This window comes from Paenibacillus tianjinensis, assembly GCF_017086365.1.
GTDB lineage: Bacteria > Bacillota > Bacilli > Paenibacillales > Paenibacillaceae > Paenibacillus_AQ > Paenibacillus_AQ tianjinensis.
Genome location: NZ_CP070969.1, coordinates 1,777,081 through 1,792,466, shown reverse-complemented (window position 1 = coordinate 1,792,466; position 15,386 = coordinate 1,777,081). Strand labels below are relative to the sequence as shown.

Genomic DNA, 15,386 nt, shown 5'->3' with positions numbered 1-15,386 from the left:
GCCGGGCTCCGCCGCTATTCCAGTTCAGCCACGGTTACACCCGCGCCGCCCTCGTTATAATTTCCTAGCCGGTAGCTTTTGACATGCTTATGTTTACGCAGATATTCCTGAATACCGGTCCGCAGTACGCCGGTTCCTTTGCCATGGATAATCGAAATTTGTCCTAGATTGCCGAGGAATGCTTCGTCGATGAAACGGTCCGTTTCCATAATTGCTTCTTCCAGGTTCGCACCGCGCAGGTCCAGCTCACTGCGGACATTCTCATCCCGTGTACGTTTGACGGTCGTTGCACGGCGGAGTGCAGGTGCCGGATTATCCGGTGCAGAGGCCAAAAACTCCAGATCGCTTAGATTGACCTTCATCTTCATAATGCCGAACTGCACAAGCGCTTCCTTAGTCCCGCTCAGCTCTACCACATAGCCTTTCTGATTCACGCTAGGCAGCTTTACCTCATCGCCAAGCTGAATCTGCCGCGGAGCCTTGCTGCTGCTCCGGGATACGGGTTTCTTACGCGGCGCCGGTTCTGCTTCATCCAGACGCCGGCGGGCTTCAATCAGCTTGTGCTCCTTGACGGAAGCCCCTTCCTCCATGGCCAGACGGCGCAGATCGCTGATGATTTCCTCCGCTTCCTTGCGCGCCTTGTCGAGAATGGCGGTGGCATCCTTCTCCGCTTTCTCCAGCCGCTTATCTCGCTGGCTTTCCAGCTTCTCAAGCTCCTGCTGCTGGCGCTTGCGGAATTCCTCCGCCTCCCGGCGGATAACCTCTGCCCGCTCACGCTCGTTCTCAGCGGTGAGGCGGTTCTCCTCGAGTGAAGCAATCATATGCTCGACGCGCAAGTCCTCTTCCTTCACTTCGCCGCGCGCGTGATCCAGAATCTCGTTCGGCAGGCCAAGCCGTTCAGCGATGGCAAAGGCATTGCTTCGTCCAGGCACGCCGATCAGCAGGCGGTAGGTGGGACTTAAGCTCTGCACATCAAATTCCATACTGGCATTAATGACGCCTTTACGTTCATACGCATATGCCTTCAGTTCACTATAATGTGTCGTGGCGACCATCCGGCATTCGATCCGGTGAATATGCTCCAGGATGGCGATCGCCAGCGCCGACCCTTCAGCAGGGTCCGTTCCTGCACCTACCTCATCCAGCAGAATAAGACTTTTTGGAGTCATCCGCTTCAGAATAGAGATAATATTGGTCATGTGGCTGGAGAAGGTACTCAGACTCTGCTCGATACTCTGTTCATCCCCAATATCGGCATAAATGGCATCAAATACACACATCTGGCTGCCTTCCTCTGCCGGAATGAACAAACCGGACATCGACATCAGACTCAAGAGGCCGATCGTCTTCAGCGTAACTGTCTTACCCCCGGTATTCGGACCGGTAACAATAATCGAGCTGTACTGATTGCCCAGCTCCACATCCAGCGGCACCACCTGCTCCGCAGGGATCAGCGGATGACGGCCCTTGCGCAGCTTAAGGTAACCGCGGTCGTTCATCCGCGGCTGGGTTGCCTTCATCTCACGGGCCAGACGCGCCTTGGAGAAGATAAAGTCAAGCTGTCCGAGTATATCGACATCGTAGGCCATCTCTTCGGCAATATCGCCAACCATAGCTGTCAGCCTGTGGAGAATAATTTCAATTTCCCGTTCCTCGCGTAGCCGCGTCTCGCGCAGCTTGTTGTTCATCGCTACAATCGATTCCGGCTCAATGAACAGCGTGGCCCCCGATCCGGACTGGTCATGCACAATTCCGCCAAAGTGAGCACGGTATTCCGCTTTGACCGGAATAACGAAGCGGTCACCCCGGATCGTCACAAGCTGATCCTGCAGCATCTTGGCTACGGAAGAAGACCGGATCATGGAATCCAGCTTCTCGCGGATCCGGGTCTCTCCGCCGCGCAGCTCCCGGCGGATTGAAGCCAGCTCCGGACTGGCCGAATCAAGCACATTAGCGTCCTCATCAATGCATGAACGGATGGCATCCTCTACATGCTTCTGTTCCGAGAGCAGGTCGCTCAGGGCAAACAGGGAATGAATCTTCTCATCCTCATGCATGGCGGCCAGGAACCGCTTCACTCTGCGTGCTCCGCCGATCGTATTGCCCACGGAGAGCAGCTCCGGCGTACCCAGCATACCGCCGATCGATGCACGTTTCAGTGCAGGACGAATATCGCTGACCCCGCCAAACGAAGGAATACCCTTGAGCCGGTCAACATTTACCGCCTCATCTGTGGCCTGCAGCAGCCGCTTCACGCCTTCAAAATCTCCAGAGGGCTTCAATTCTTCCGCCGCAAGTTTTCCCATCGGTGTCTGCGTATATTGCATCAATTTATTTAAAATCTTGCGATATTCAAGCGTATGCAAAATTTTGTCGTCCAATTACCGTCACAGCTCCCTTCATAGATGTTAACATTATACCTAATTCGGCCCATTTTCGCTATTTGGGCATAGAAACCGGGGGGCAAGACCATAATAACAACTGCACATATCCTTATGTGAAGGCCAAAGGAGGCTCATTCAATGAGATTTTTAGGTCATGTGGTCCGTTTCGTGGTAGCAGCGATTGTCCTGCTTGTTGTCGGTTGGATTGTTCCGCAATTCACGATTGGCGGGTTCTGGAGCGCACTGATCCTGGCCCTGATCATTGCACTGCTTGGCTGGGTGATTGAAGGGATCTTCGGCAAAAAAGCGACTCCCTTCGGCCGTGGTATCGTTGGTTTCCTGGTGAGCGCCCTGGTCATCTGGATCGCGCAATTCGTCGTGAGCGGTGTCAGCGTATCGATTCTGGGAGCCTTACTGGCTGCTCTGGTCATCGGTATTATCGACCTGTTCCTGCCGGTATCTACCCCGTTTGAAGCCGGCAAATAACCTGAGCCTGCTTCAGCAGCGTTCAGACAATGAAACCCCCTATCTCCGGATTATATCGGAAATAGGGGGTTTGTTGTATTATTTTACGCATAAGTCGCGACTGTGACCTTGGCGTGCACCTGGGAAGCGGTAACGACTTTATTTTTGCCGCCGCGTTTGGCAGTATACAGGGCATCATCCGTTTTGCGGAACAGCAGCTCCTTGCCGTCGCCCAGCTGATAATCACAGAGTCCGATGCTGACGGTAATCGGTTTACCTCCGGCGTAGGGATGTTCCATCTGGCTGATGGCCAGTCTCATGTCTTCTGCAGCAGCGTATGCTTCCTGGTAGCTTTTATCCGTAAAGATGACCGCGAACTCCTCCCCGCCATACCTGGCAGCAAAATCATTCAGGCCGATTTGCCCCGCAACCTTGGCTGCAACCTCTTTGAGCACAAGATCGCCTACCCAGTGTCCGTACGTATCATTCACACGTTTGAAATTATCGATATCAAAAAGCGCCAGCTGCAGACGCAGCCCGTTGCTCTCGCATTGCTCCAGCAGCGAATCCAGGTATTCATGGAAGGTTTTATGATTGTAAAGGCCGGTAAGGGCTTCTATTTTGAGCAGCTTGTCCGAAATCGCCCGTTCCACCATGAGTCCCTGCTCCGATTTGGTCAACTGCTCCAGATGTTCACGGACCTCCCAGGCACGGACAATGACCGCATGAGCCATCACTACGATTACTATAAACACACATTCAACCAGTAGAAATTCCAGCAGCGGCTTGTCCAGCACTGTCCGTTCCAAACCGAAATAAAGGGCAGCATAGAACAGGAGGCTGAACACTCCCAGGCATTTGAGCAGCTTCTGGTCGAAATAAATGAGCGAAATCATTATCGGCAGCATGAGGGTCATCTGAGCCCCGTCCACAAAAGGTTCCAATACAAAATACATCAAATACGATACAACAAAACCGCATCCGACCACAGCCTGCTTGTGGTATTGGCCGGTTGTCCGCAGCCACATTTCCGCAAGGCTCATTGCAATGACGATCATTAAGTTGCAGGCAATGAATAAATGGCCTTGGCCCGGGAGAAGCACCGACTTCACCTCAGGAACACGGGCGGACAGCATAAAGATGAACTGGACGGCCAGCATTAACAACACCAGCATCCAATAGCCGCTTAATATTCTGCGGTGCCAAACCTCCGCATTTTGTGTATCCATAGCTAGATTAATGTGAATCCCCTACTTCTTACCGATATATAGTAGCTTTAATTATAATAAATTTAAATTATCTTTGCACCATTTTTTTACGAATTTCGACAAACTTCCTCCACCGATTAAATCGTTTAATAAAGTTTATTCAAGACTTCACTTAAAAAGTAAGCTATGCTAGGGTCATAACTCTAGCCTGTCTATCCAAATCCGGAGGAGGATCATCATGTTCAAAAGACCTGCCTTATTCCTGTCAATCTTATTTCTGCTCATCCTGTCTGCCTGCAGCGGGGGCAATGAAACATCGCCGGCGCCTGACGGAACAGCTGAGAATACTGTCGCTGCAGAAGATGAACTCATCATTTCGGCTACAAACTACAGCTTCGACCAGAAGGAATATCATCTGAAAAAGGGTGTGCCCGTCAAGATCGTGTTTAAGAATGAGGAAGGCAACCACGGCATGCTGGTTCCTGAGCTGGAGCTGAGATTAGATGCCAAAACCTCTTCCCGCGTGATTACTCCCGAGGAAGCCGGGACCTTTGAAATGACCTGTGCAATTATGTGCGGCTCCGGGCACAGCTCCATGAGCGCCAAGGTGATTGTGGAATAATGGGCATCCGTTCCAAAATACAGCAAAGAGCCGGCAAGGGCAATCCCCTTACCGGCTCTTAATTCGTCGTTATACAGCCGCAGCTGCTACTTTACACCTTTGCTGCGGTTGGAAATATCCAGCCACACTGCTATTACCAGAATCGAGCCTTTGACTACATACTGCCAGAACGATTCCAGGCCCATAAGCGACATTCCGTTATCCAGCGAAGTCATCACGAGTGCCCCTATAATGGCTCCGATTACTGTCCCGGCTCCGCCCATCAAGGAAGTGCCTCCGATGACGCAGGCGGCAATGGCATCCATCTCCGCCATATTGCCGGCAGTGATGGTTGCCGAAGCCAGACGTGAGGTGAGCACGATGGCCGCAATGGAACCGAGCAGCCCGCTCAGCACAAATATCAGCATGGTCTTGCGCTTGATGTTGATGCCGGAGAGGCGCGCGGCCTCAATATTGCCGCCAATCGCATAAATATGACGGCCGAACGTTGTTTTGGTCGAGATAAAATAGAAAATCGCCGCCAGTACAATTACAAAAATAATAGGAAACGGAATGCCTTTGTAATTGTTCATTACCGCTACAAATACCGCTACAAGCAGGGACAACCCAGTCACCTTAAAGATATCAATACTCAGAGGAGCGATAGCGAAATCATATTTCTTGCGGGAACGCCGTTTATTAAATGTACTCCACACCAGGAAGCCGACAGCCACAATTCCAAGAATGATGCCAAACCCCCGGGCAAAATAAGCATTCCCGAGCAGTGCCAGCACTGGATCGGATACAGGGATGGTCATGGATTCCGTCACCCCCATAAGCACGCCGCGGAACACCATCATTCCCCCCAGCGTAACGATGAAGGCGGGAATCATTTTATAGGCCACCAGCCAGCCCTGAAGCAATCCGAGTACGGCACCGGCGGCAAGCGTGCCTAAGATGACCACAATGGCCGGAAGCTCCAGCCAGTTACTGAGGATAGCAGCCATGCCGCCGGTCAAGCCGACGATTGAACCGACAGAGAGATCAATATGCCCCGCTACAATGACAAGCACCATGCCGATCGCCAGGATGGAGGTGACTGACATTTGTGTAAACAGATTCGATAAATTCCGTGAAGTTAGAAAGGTGGGATTTAAAATCCCGAACAGCACCCAAATCAGAATGAGCGCTCCTACCATCGTATACGCGCGTACATCCATTTTCCCGAATAAAACACTGAAACGGGATTGTGCCGCGGCAGGCACCGCACCTTGTTCCTGAAGCTCTTTTTGCAGTTGCATAACTATTTACCTCCTGTAGCGGCCAGCATGATCTTCTCTTGCGTTGCTTCGCGCCAATCATATTCTCTTACGAACTGCCCTTCACTCATCACCAGAATTCTGTCGCTCATTCCCAGTACCTCCGGCAGCTCCGATGAGATCATAATAATAGCCACTCCCTGCTCTACCAGCTGATTCATCAAATTATATATTTCATATTTCGCTCCCACATCAATTCCCCGAGTAGGTTCGTCCATAATCAATATTTTCGGACTGGACATCAGCCACTTGCCAATAACGACCTTTTGCTGATTCCCGCCGGAAAGTGTCCCCACTGGCGTTTCCAGTGAAGCTGTTTTCGTCTTCAGTTCCTGCACATACCGGCTCGCCCATCGGATTTCTTCATTCTCATTCACGACTCCGAGTCTAGAAACCTTGTGCAATGTGGCCAGTGTAGTGTTTCTTTTCACATCCATCCCCATTACGAGCCCCTGGCGCTTGCGGTCTTCGCTGACCAGGGCAATGCCCGCCTTGATGGCTTCTGCAATCGAACGGATTCGTACGGTCTTCCCTTCAATCTGCACATTTCCCTCAGCCCTGCCGCCGTAAGCCCCGAATAGGCTGCTGACTAATTCCGTGCGTCCCGCCCCCATCAGTCCGGCTATCCCGAGGATTTCCCCTTTACGGAGTGTAAATTCAATGTCGCGAAGTACCCTGTGATGTTTTTTTTCAGGATGCCATACATTATAATTCCGAACCTCGAGCACCGCTTCACCGGGCGTATGCTCTACCCGCGGATAACGCTCTGTCAGTTCCCGGCCAACCATCAGGGAGACAACCTTGTCGTCATCGGTTTCATTTCGATCAAGCGTAGCTACGGTCCGGCCATCACGCAGTACTGTGATTGAGTCCGCCAAAGCAAACACCTCTGGCATCTTGTGGGAGATATAGACGCATGTCACACCCTCACTCCGCAATTGGTTGAGAATCCCCATCAGGATGGACACCTCGCTCTCCGTCAAGGCTGCCGTAGGCTCATCCAGAATCAGAATCTTGGTGTGCTTGGAGAGCGCCTTCGCAATTTCCACCAGCTGCTGCTGGCCAATTCCTAGATTTCCGATCTTCGTATCCGGCGAATGATGGAGTCCCACTCTCTTCAGCCAAAGTGAAGCCTGATGGTACAGCTCATCCCACTGGATCGCTCCACGCTTTGTCGGCTCTGCCCCCAGGAAAATATTCTCTCCTATCGTCATCTCCTTGACGAGCGCCAGTTCCTGATGAATGATCGCAATGCCGGCCTTCTCGGCATCCGTGATTTTATGAAATTCCTTCTTTTCGCCGCTTATAATAATTTCTCCGCCGTAAGACCCCGCCGGATACAATCCGCTCAGGACCTTCATCAGCGTAGATTTACCGGCGCCATTCTCACCGCAAAGTGCATGGATTTCCCCCTGCTTCACCTTAAAGTTTACATGGTCCAGTGCTTTAACTCCGGGAAATTCCTTGCTGATCTCAGCCATTTCAAGTACATACATGATTGCCGTTCCTCCTTCCGGTCCTTAAGCAGCAGCGATGCGGAGCATGTTAGGGCTCCGCATCGCTGTGCCGCAAAGGCTGTCTTATTGTTTAGGCCACTGATCCTTAGGCACATTTTTGTATACTTCCTCAAGCGTATGGAAGCCGTCCTTAATCAGCACGTCCAAATTGTCTTTGTTGACAGCAATCGGATCCAGAAGTATAGAGGGAACATCAATTTTACCGTTGTTAACTGATTTTTCTGTCGAAATACTCTCGCCTTTGGCAGCTGCAACCGCCATTTCAGCAGCCTTAGTCGCAATGGCGTTGATTGGCTTATACACGGTCATCAGCTGTGTGCCTTCAGCAATACGCTGTACTGCGGCAAGGTCGGCGTCCTGCCCGGAGACCGGGATTTTTCCGGCCATTCCCTGAGCGGTCAGCGCCTGGATCGAACCCCCGGCCGTCCCGTCATTCGCAGCAACAACGCCTTGAATATCATTATTGTTCGCAGTCAGCGCATTTTCCATATTTTTCAGGGCTTCTTCCGGCTTCCAGTCCTTGGAGAACTGGTCATAAACGATTTTGATATCGCCCTTTTCTTCAAGCGGCTTCAGAATATTCATAGCACCTTCTTTGAACATGTGGGCATTATTGTCGGTATCCGCTCCTCCGATATAGACGATATTTCCTTTTGGCGCCTGGTCGATCACAGCCTGTGCCTGAAATTCTCCGACACGCACATTATCAAAAGAAATATAATAATCAACTTCAGAATTATTAATCAAGCGGTCATAAGCGATCACCTTAATGCCCTCTTTATGGGCCTTTTCCACAATGGGAGCCGTAGCTTCGGCGTTGTGGGCTATGACCACAAGCACATCCACGCCCTGAGAAATCAGCTGTTCAGCTTGGCTTAATTGGGTCGCATCATCTCCGTTGGCAGCCAGCACCTTTACTTCTCCACCGAGCTCCTCTACTTTCTTGGTGAAAATATCCCGGTCCTTCTGCCAGCGCTCTTCTTTCAGCGTATCCATCGACATGCCGATGACAATCTTATCTCCATCCTTCGCCCCGGCTGTTTTCTCCGTTTCCTTATTATCTCCGTTTGAGACCAATCCACAGCCTGACAGGGAAGCTGCCAGCACGATGGCAGACAATCCTGCTGAAATTACTCTTCCGTATTTTCCCACTTATTCTTCGCCCCTCTTCCTGAATCAACTTTTTGTTTGCGCTTACAAACAAAATAGTAGCATGGATTTTCCGGAGCGGATGCACCTATTCCCAGCACTTTTTTACCTTCCGCCTGCATTCCGTTATCCTTAGCTGTAATGAGTTTCTTCCGGCCTCTTTTCATAGGAAAAAACGGGGATACAGCACAAAAAAGTCCTTGCCGTGTTAGCAAGGACTTTGCTTCCCGTACTGCTGCCTGAATTCGCTTGGTGTAATGCCGACTGCTTTTTTAAACACACGGCTGAAATAATTCGGGTCCTTATACCCTACCTCATAGCAGATCCCCTTGAGGCTCAGTTCCTCCCCCGCGATCAGCCGCTTCGCCTCATTAATCCTAAGCCGTGTCAGATAGTCGATAAAAGTTTCACCGGCTTGCTGCCTGAACAATTTGCTGAAATAATGCGGGCTCAGATTCACATACTCGGCCGCCTGCTCCATCGAAATGTCCTCTTTATAATTCTGGTTGATATAGGCAGGGCCCGCTGGTGCACATGGGAGCGGCTAGACTCCCGTTCTTCATTCAAGCTGTCAATCAGCACTTCCAGCCAATGCTCTGCCCCTTGCTTCAGGGACTGAGGGTCCTCCACAGCGTTCAAATCGGCAATGATCCCGGCTCCTGCCTTGGATTGAACGGCCCTTGCCAGGAACAGCAGCAGACCGATAACCTCCCCCCGCAATGTTGAAAAGGGCCGTTCCACCGCCTCACCGAAGGTTGTATACAGCCTGACAAAGCGCTCTATAGCCTCCTGTTTATCCCGCCGCAGCAGAGACTCAATCAACTTATTCTCCTCGTCCAAAGATATGGCGGTCTGACCCGAGCTTTGGGTGACATCATCATAATGGCGCACACTGAAAAGATCATTGCTGTCGGCACAGACACGTACCGCCTCCCGGTAGGAACGGCTCAGTCCGTCCCAGCCTTCCCTGATCGAGCCGATGCCGACATTTAACGGCAGTCCAAAACGCTGTTCAGCGAGGCTTCGGAGCCTTTCGCCCCAATCGAGGGAAAGAACCCGCTGGGAGTATCCGGTCCGGCCCGGCGGCAAGGGGATAAACAAAGCCATCTGATAACCGATCAATGGACCGGCCAGACAGCCCAGACCAGGCTTCACAAGCTGTTTGACCGCCTCATAGATTTCACGCTTCACCAGCTGGAAATCCGTCCATTCTCCACTCGCCTGCCGGGGAAACGACAGTACCATAGCATAGCCCTTGCTCCATTGCAGGTTCAGGAGTCCGGCAAGCTGTTCCAGCTCAATCTCCTGCACATATTCCAGCATTAGCATAAGAGTCAGCTCATTTTCAGCCAACGGCAGCAGATGGGCAAGCCTTTCCTGCTGCTCAAGCTGCTCATGCCTGCGCCGCTTCTCCTCCTGAATCTCGGCAATCAGCTGCTTCAGCACATCCGCCACCTCCTCGCGTCTGGCAGGTTTCAGCAAATAATCCTTTACTCCCAGCAGCAGCCCTTCCTTGGCATAGGAGAAATAATCATGGGCGGTAATCATTACAATTTTGGCTGAAGGAAGTTTATGGAGTATTTGACGCACCGCCTCTAATCCCTGTATGCCCGGCATTTTAATATCCATGAAGACAATATCCGGCCGGTGCTCCTCCGCGAGCTGTATCGCTCTACGACCGTTCTCTGCATGCAGAAACTCAAAGGTATCCGGAAAAAGATGCCTAATCATCAGCTCCAGCCCTTCCCTTTCCAGCGCCTCATCATCGGCAATCAGCAAACTGTACATGGTTAGTCTCCTTTCATTATTCCTAAGTCTTAAGCCGAAGGACGGCAAGGTAGCCTGAACAGTACAGCTGTCCCTGCTCCTTCGCTGCTGCTGATTTCTATCTGCTGTTCCCCGTCAAAAAATAAATGAAGCCGCTTAAACACATTATGTGTACCAAGCCCGGTAGACTGGCCCTTTCCGCTGAATCGCGGAGCTTCCTCCCGGATCGAACCCATCAGCCTTGCCACGGTCTCAGGGTTCATGCCTGCACCATTGTCACAGATTCCTATTTCCATAAGTCCGCTGTCATATCGGATAGACAACGAAAGTACAGCCCCTTCCTCCATTTCCTCCAGTCCGTGCACAAAGGCATTCTCGAAAATGGGCTGCAGGGTCAGACAGGGAATCATTCCGCCTAATGCCTGTTCGTCAATATCCATCACAAAGGTAATCCGGTCCCGGAAACGCGCCTTCTGAATATTAATATATTCCGTGACATGCTCGACTTCTTCACGCAGAGGCACCGCCTGGTCCAGCTTCTGAAGGTTATACCGGAGCAGACGTGATACGGATACGGTCAGATCGCTTGTTTTGGCCGCTCCTTCCAGGTACGCGAGCTTGGCGATGGAATTCAGCGTATTGAACAGAAAATGGGGATTAATCTGACTCTGCAGCATTTTCAGTTCCAGCTCCTTGACCAGGCGGTCCTTCTCCACGCTCTTAATATTCTCCTCCATCAGCTGCTGGATATTATCGATCATTCCATTAAAGGCCCGGCATAGAATGCTGATCTCATCGTTGTTGATACTCTCCGGCGCCTTGGTGTCCATCCGGCCCTTCGAGATCTGCTTGGCTGTCGCCACCAGACGGCGGATCGGTCCCGTAATACTGCTGGACAGCCAGATGGCCATAGATATGCTGAGCACCGCTGCCGTAATCACCAACAGAATCCCCAGCTGGTTCAATTTGCCCGTTGTGGACATGATCTCCTCATAAATCGGCTTGTACTGCTCCAGTTCCAGGTCAACCAGTTCCTGCGCTTCCTCCCGGATGAACCCTTCTGTCTGCTCCGCCTCAATATAAGCACCGGCCAGCGTTTTGGAGTCCTGATCGTCTATCTCGTCAATCATCTGCCCAGCCTGTTCCAGAAAGGTATCAATGATGTGGCGGTAATTCATCAGCGGGAGTTCGCTCCCGCCGATCGTCTCTATCCCATCGAGCTTCTTCCGCAGCTCCTGTACAGCGCTCAAATGCTTGTCTACCTCGGGATAGCTGTCAGCATCCACCTGCATGATGAAGCGGTTCAAGGAACGCATATTCTCCCCGACCTCAGAGGACACTTCCTTATACAATAAAATCCGGTTTATCATCAGGTGATAGCTTTCCTGGACATTTTTCCCGCTTTCAAACAAGACAAAGGAAACAGAGCTCATCAGCAGTACAAGCAGGGGAATGCAAATCAGCAGCTTTCGCCGGATACTCACAGGCTCTCCCCCTCCTGAACATTACTTTTGTCCAGCACCTTAACCTCGGTGAAATATTCCGACTGCAGCGTGCGCCCCTGGAAATGCTCATTCAGTAGCTTCACAGCTAATTCCCCCATCAAAAATGGCTGCTGCGCTACGGTTGCCTTAATGTCTCCTCTACTGATAGCGGCGAGTGTATCCGCCTGATTGTCAAAGCCTATAATCGTCATAGGATCCCGCTTCAGTCTTTTGGAGACTTGAAGAATCCCCAGCGCATCCGTTGAACTCGTACCGACCATCACATCGATTTCCGGATGCAGCTGCAGCATCTCGGCCGCCTGCTGGATCGCCTCCATATGGGATATATTAGAGCTCCGGACATCCACTATCTCCAGACCGCTGTATTTCTTCACAACATGGCTTAAGCCGTTCAGACGCTGCAGCTGATTTTTGGCCAGATCGCTGCCAATGATCACCCCGATCTTCCCTTTGCCTCCGCTTGCTTTCACAACCATTCGTCCCAGTATCTCGCCTGCTGCCGCATTGTCGGTTCCCACATAGGCCAAGCGCTTGCTGGCAGGAGCATCGGTATCTATTGTGATTACCGGAATGCCGCGGTTCACGGCTTTATCGATCACGGGTGTGAATTTCTCATCATTCAGTCCTTGTACAATAATAGCATCCACCTGCGCGGCAATTGCTTTTTCCAGCAGGCTAATCTGCTCCTCCATGTTATTGCGGACCGGACCAGTGAACTCAATGTCTATCCCGTAGGTCTCAGCAGCTTCTTTAGCTCCTTTCTCGACCATTTCCCAATAGGGGTGATACCGTTCCTGTTCAATCAGTACGATATGGTAGCCGGGATTCACATCACCGGGTTGCCCGCTAAGCTCTCTGACAATACTCCCCATGCGGGAGGAATGGCCTGCGAAACCGATAAAAAAATACGCCAGCAGCAGGAATAGGGCAATGACAACACCAAGCCATTTCTTATCCATTGTTATTCACCTCATTCAACATCCTAACAAGGGTTGAAAACGGTTGCAATACTAATTTGTTCATACATCAAAAACGGGTGCCGCCCCAAGAGGGAAGCACCCGTTTCTGTACTGCATCCGCCATTCAACTATCCTGTTCGATCAGTTGAATCCATTCATTATATTCACTCTGCAGCTTGGCATATTCCGCCTGAAGATTGCGATGTTCCTGAGCCAGCTTATCCAGCTCGCCCTGACGCAGCTCGAATTGGGCCTGTATCAGACGCAGCTGGCCCTGAGCCAGCTCGTAGTTTTCCCCGATCTCGCCAAGCTGCTGCTGCACTTCGCTATGCGCCCGGTTTGCAGACTCAGCCTGCGCCTCGGCTTCTCCGGCTTCCTGCTGCCAAATTTCAATCTCCTCGCGCAGAGCAGCCTCCGTCTCGTTCCACTGGGCCTCACGCCGCTGCAGCTCATCATAACGGTGCTTCCAGGAAGCCTCGACCTCGCGCGCTTCCCGGATCGCTTCCCGTTGCTCTTCTGCTGTAGCCGCGGCTTCACGGGCAGCTTCGTACAGCTCTTCAAGACGCCGTGCCGCTTCCTCGCCTTCAGCCTCCAGCAGTCCGTATCGTTCCTGCAGCTGTTCACTCTCCTGCAGAAGCTCATCATATTGTGCGATCAAGTCCTCGTACCGGCCGCGCAGGGCAGCCAGCTCCTTCCGGGCCTCCGCCGACTCTTCACGCTGCGCAGCGCATTCCAGCTCAGCTTCTGCACGCAAGGAAGCTTCGCGGTCCAGCTGCTGCACCATGCCATCTGCCTGCCCGCGCAGGGTTTCGATCTCGCGCTGCAGCGAAGAAGATTTCTCTTCTGCTTCCAGGAGATTCATTTCCAGTTCGCTGATATCTTCCATATGCTTGTCCGCAAGCTCCTGCCAGTTCCGGGCTTCCTCTTCCTTGCGGGTAAGCTCATCCTGCACACGGCTCAAACCGGATCTCGCTTCTTCAAGTCCTCCGCGCAGCGCGGATGCTTCTGCCTGAGACTGCTCCAGACGTTGACGCAGTTCCTCCAGCTCTTCCTGGAGCAGCGTTCCCAGTTCGGTAGCCGTCTGCAGCTCGGCTTGCAGCTGGCGGATCAGCGCTTCCTTCTCTTCCACCAGTCTGCGGAGTTCGGCTGTCTCGCTCAGGGTCAGCTCGTAGCGCTGACGCAGCTCTTCCAGCTCGCCGCTCAGCAGCTCACTCAGCTCATTAGCCGCATTCAGCTCTTCCCCGGTGAGGCTCAGCCGTTCAGATGACTCCTGGAGTGCATCTCTAAGGCCGGCGGCATCGCTCTGTGCCTCATCGTAACGCTGGCGGAGTTCTTCCAGCTGCTCATTCAAAACTGTTCCCTGCTCGCCGGCAACACGCAGTTCCTCTGTAAGCTGCTCCTCACGGCCCAGTACCGCTTCATACTGCGACAGAAGCGTCAGCCGGGCATCGCGTTCACCCTTAAGCCCTGCTTCAGCCGCACGCAGCCGCGACTGCAGCTGCCCTGTACCGCCGCGCAGCTCGGCAAGCTGCTTCTCCAGGTCCTGGAGCTGCTGCTTATGCCGGTGCTCCTGCGTGCCCTGGGACTGCCGGAGCTCCTTGGTCTTGGCCTGCTCCTTCTGCAGCGCTTCCCGTTCTGCGCTTAACTCTTTATCAAGCGCAGCCTTCGTCTCTGCAAGCTCCTTGCTGAGCGAGGTCCGAATCTCCACCACTTCGTTACCGAGTGCTTCCCGGGTCTGCGCCAGTTCCTGCTCAAGCTGAGATAACGTTTCCGTTTTCTCCCGGAGCAGCGATTCGCGGAGATTCTCTACCTCCTGCGCATGTGCAGCCTTCAGTTCCTCCAGCTGCTGTAGACGGGCCGCTTCAAGCGCTGCCAGCTCCTGCCTATGGCTTTCACGGCCTGAAGCCTGCTCCTGCTCGTAGGCAGCCCGGAGTGCCTGCAGCTCCGCCTCGCGGGCCTGCAGCTCATCAGCAAGCTTCTCCCGCGCAGCAGCAGCTGCCTGCTCCGCTTCCTGCAGCTGGGCGGCGTGAGCTTGGCGCTCCTGCTCCTGAATATCCAAATGACGCTTACGTTCCTCTTCGGCCTGAGCCAGCAGCCTTGCAGCCTCCGCTTTGGCTGATTCGCTTAGCCGTTCATATTCCTCCTGCCGCTCACGCTGCACTTCAAGCAGTCGCGATACCTCCACGCGCAATTCTGTGCGCTCGCCGGTCAGCATATTTAACTCGTTCTTAAAATCCTGAACCTGAATAGCCTGCTCCGCCATATGTACGGCTGCAAGCACCGCAATCCGCGGTGTATCCAGTCTGGAATGAGATTTTGAAATGGCATGCATATGCTCGTCCACATAACGGGCAACTTGCTTCATATATTCAGTGCTGCTTCCGACTAATTTATAGGAAGTTCCATATATCTCCACGGCGACACGGGTCCGGTCCATAGCCACAGTTGTGCCCTCCTTTGTATGTGTGCGGATTCTAAGCTGTTTGCTCTGCTTCTATTGTAGCGTGATTCC

The 15,386-nt window shown here is 52.6% G+C and carries 13 protein-coding genes; 2 read left to right on the top strand and 11 right to left on the bottom strand.

From position 1 onward, the window contains the following. Positions 1–14 precede the first annotated feature (14 nt). Positions 15–2,381: an endonuclease MutS2 gene (locus JRJ22_RS07725; RefSeq protein ID WP_206103937.1), complete on the bottom strand. Its 2,367-nt coding sequence runs from the start codon at positions 2,379–2,381 to the stop codon at positions 15–17. A 141-nt stretch (positions 2,382–2,522) separates the two neighbouring features. On the opposite strand from JRJ22_RS07725, the gene JRJ22_RS07720 reads away from it, so the two are divergent. After that, entirely contained in the window at positions 2,523–2,870 is a 348-nt protein-coding gene (locus JRJ22_RS07720) for a phage holin family protein (protein WP_054939658.1), read from the top strand. An 83-nt stretch (positions 2,871–2,953) separates the two neighbouring features. Here the strand turns inward: JRJ22_RS07720 and JRJ22_RS07715 are convergent, their stop codons facing one another. Further along, positions 2,954–4,078, bottom strand: a complete 1,125-nt coding sequence (locus JRJ22_RS07715; RefSeq protein ID WP_206103936.1) for a GGDEF domain-containing protein — start codon at positions 4,076–4,078, stop codon at positions 2,954–2,956. Positions 4,079–4,295: 217 nt separating this feature from the next. On the opposite strand from JRJ22_RS07715, the gene JRJ22_RS07710 reads away from it, so the two are divergent. Beyond that, positions 4,296–4,679 (top strand): cupredoxin domain-containing protein, encoded by a 384-nt coding sequence (locus JRJ22_RS07710; protein WP_206103935.1) that lies wholly within the window; start codon positions 4,296–4,298, stop codon positions 4,677–4,679. 86 nt (positions 4,680–4,765) lie between these two features. On the opposite strand, the gene JRJ22_RS07705 is transcribed toward JRJ22_RS07710, so the two are convergent. The 9 genes from JRJ22_RS07705 to zapA form a co-directional block, all read right to left on the bottom strand. Beyond that, complete coding sequence (locus JRJ22_RS07705; protein WP_206103934.1) at positions 4,766–5,959, bottom strand: sugar ABC transporter permease; 1,194 nt, start codon at positions 5,957–5,959, stop codon at positions 4,766–4,768. Between the two features lie 2 nt (positions 5,960–5,961). After that, on the bottom strand, positions 5,962–7,473 hold the full coding sequence (locus JRJ22_RS07700; RefSeq protein ID WP_206103933.1) for a xylose ABC transporter ATP-binding protein: 1,512 nt from the start codon (positions 7,471–7,473) through the stop codon (positions 5,962–5,964). Positions 7,474–7,557: 84 nt separating this feature from the next. Further along, positions 7,558–8,646: a D-xylose ABC transporter substrate-binding protein gene (gene xylF, locus JRJ22_RS07695; RefSeq protein ID WP_206103932.1), complete on the bottom strand. Its 1,089-nt coding sequence runs from the start codon at positions 8,644–8,646 to the stop codon at positions 7,558–7,560. Beyond that, positions 8,625–8,765, bottom strand: coding sequence for a hypothetical protein (locus JRJ22_RS07690; protein WP_206103931.1), 141 nt, complete (start codon positions 8,763–8,765; stop codon positions 8,625–8,627). The genes xylF and JRJ22_RS07690 overlap by 22 nt, the downstream gene beginning before the upstream one ends. Before the next feature lie 86 nt (positions 8,766–8,851). After that, positions 8,852–9,124, bottom strand: coding sequence for a helix-turn-helix domain-containing protein (locus tag JRJ22_RS29685; protein WP_206103930.1), 273 nt, complete (start codon positions 9,122–9,124; stop codon positions 8,852–8,854). Next, positions 9,100–10,431, bottom strand: coding sequence for a response regulator (locus JRJ22_RS07680; RefSeq protein WP_206103929.1), 1,332 nt, complete (start codon positions 10,429–10,431; stop codon positions 9,100–9,102). Before JRJ22_RS07680 ends, JRJ22_RS29685 begins: the two co-directional genes overlap by 25 nt. A 29-nt stretch (positions 10,432–10,460) precedes the next feature. Continuing rightward, entirely contained in the window at positions 10,461–11,894 is a 1,434-nt protein-coding gene (locus JRJ22_RS07675; protein WP_206103928.1) for a sensor histidine kinase, read from the bottom strand. Then, positions 11,891–12,874 carry a sugar-binding protein gene (locus tag JRJ22_RS07670; protein WP_206103927.1) on the bottom strand — a complete coding sequence of 328 codons (984 nt, stop codon included), beginning with the start codon at positions 12,872–12,874 and terminating at the stop codon, positions 11,891–11,893. Before JRJ22_RS07670 ends, JRJ22_RS07675 begins: the two co-directional genes overlap by 4 nt. A gap of 124 nt (positions 12,875–12,998) precedes the next feature. After that, positions 12,999–15,311 (bottom strand): cell division protein ZapA, encoded by a 2,313-nt coding sequence (zapA, locus tag JRJ22_RS07665; protein ID WP_232381169.1) that lies wholly within the window; start codon positions 15,309–15,311, stop codon positions 12,999–13,001. Positions 15,312–15,386: the final 75 nt, after the last annotated feature.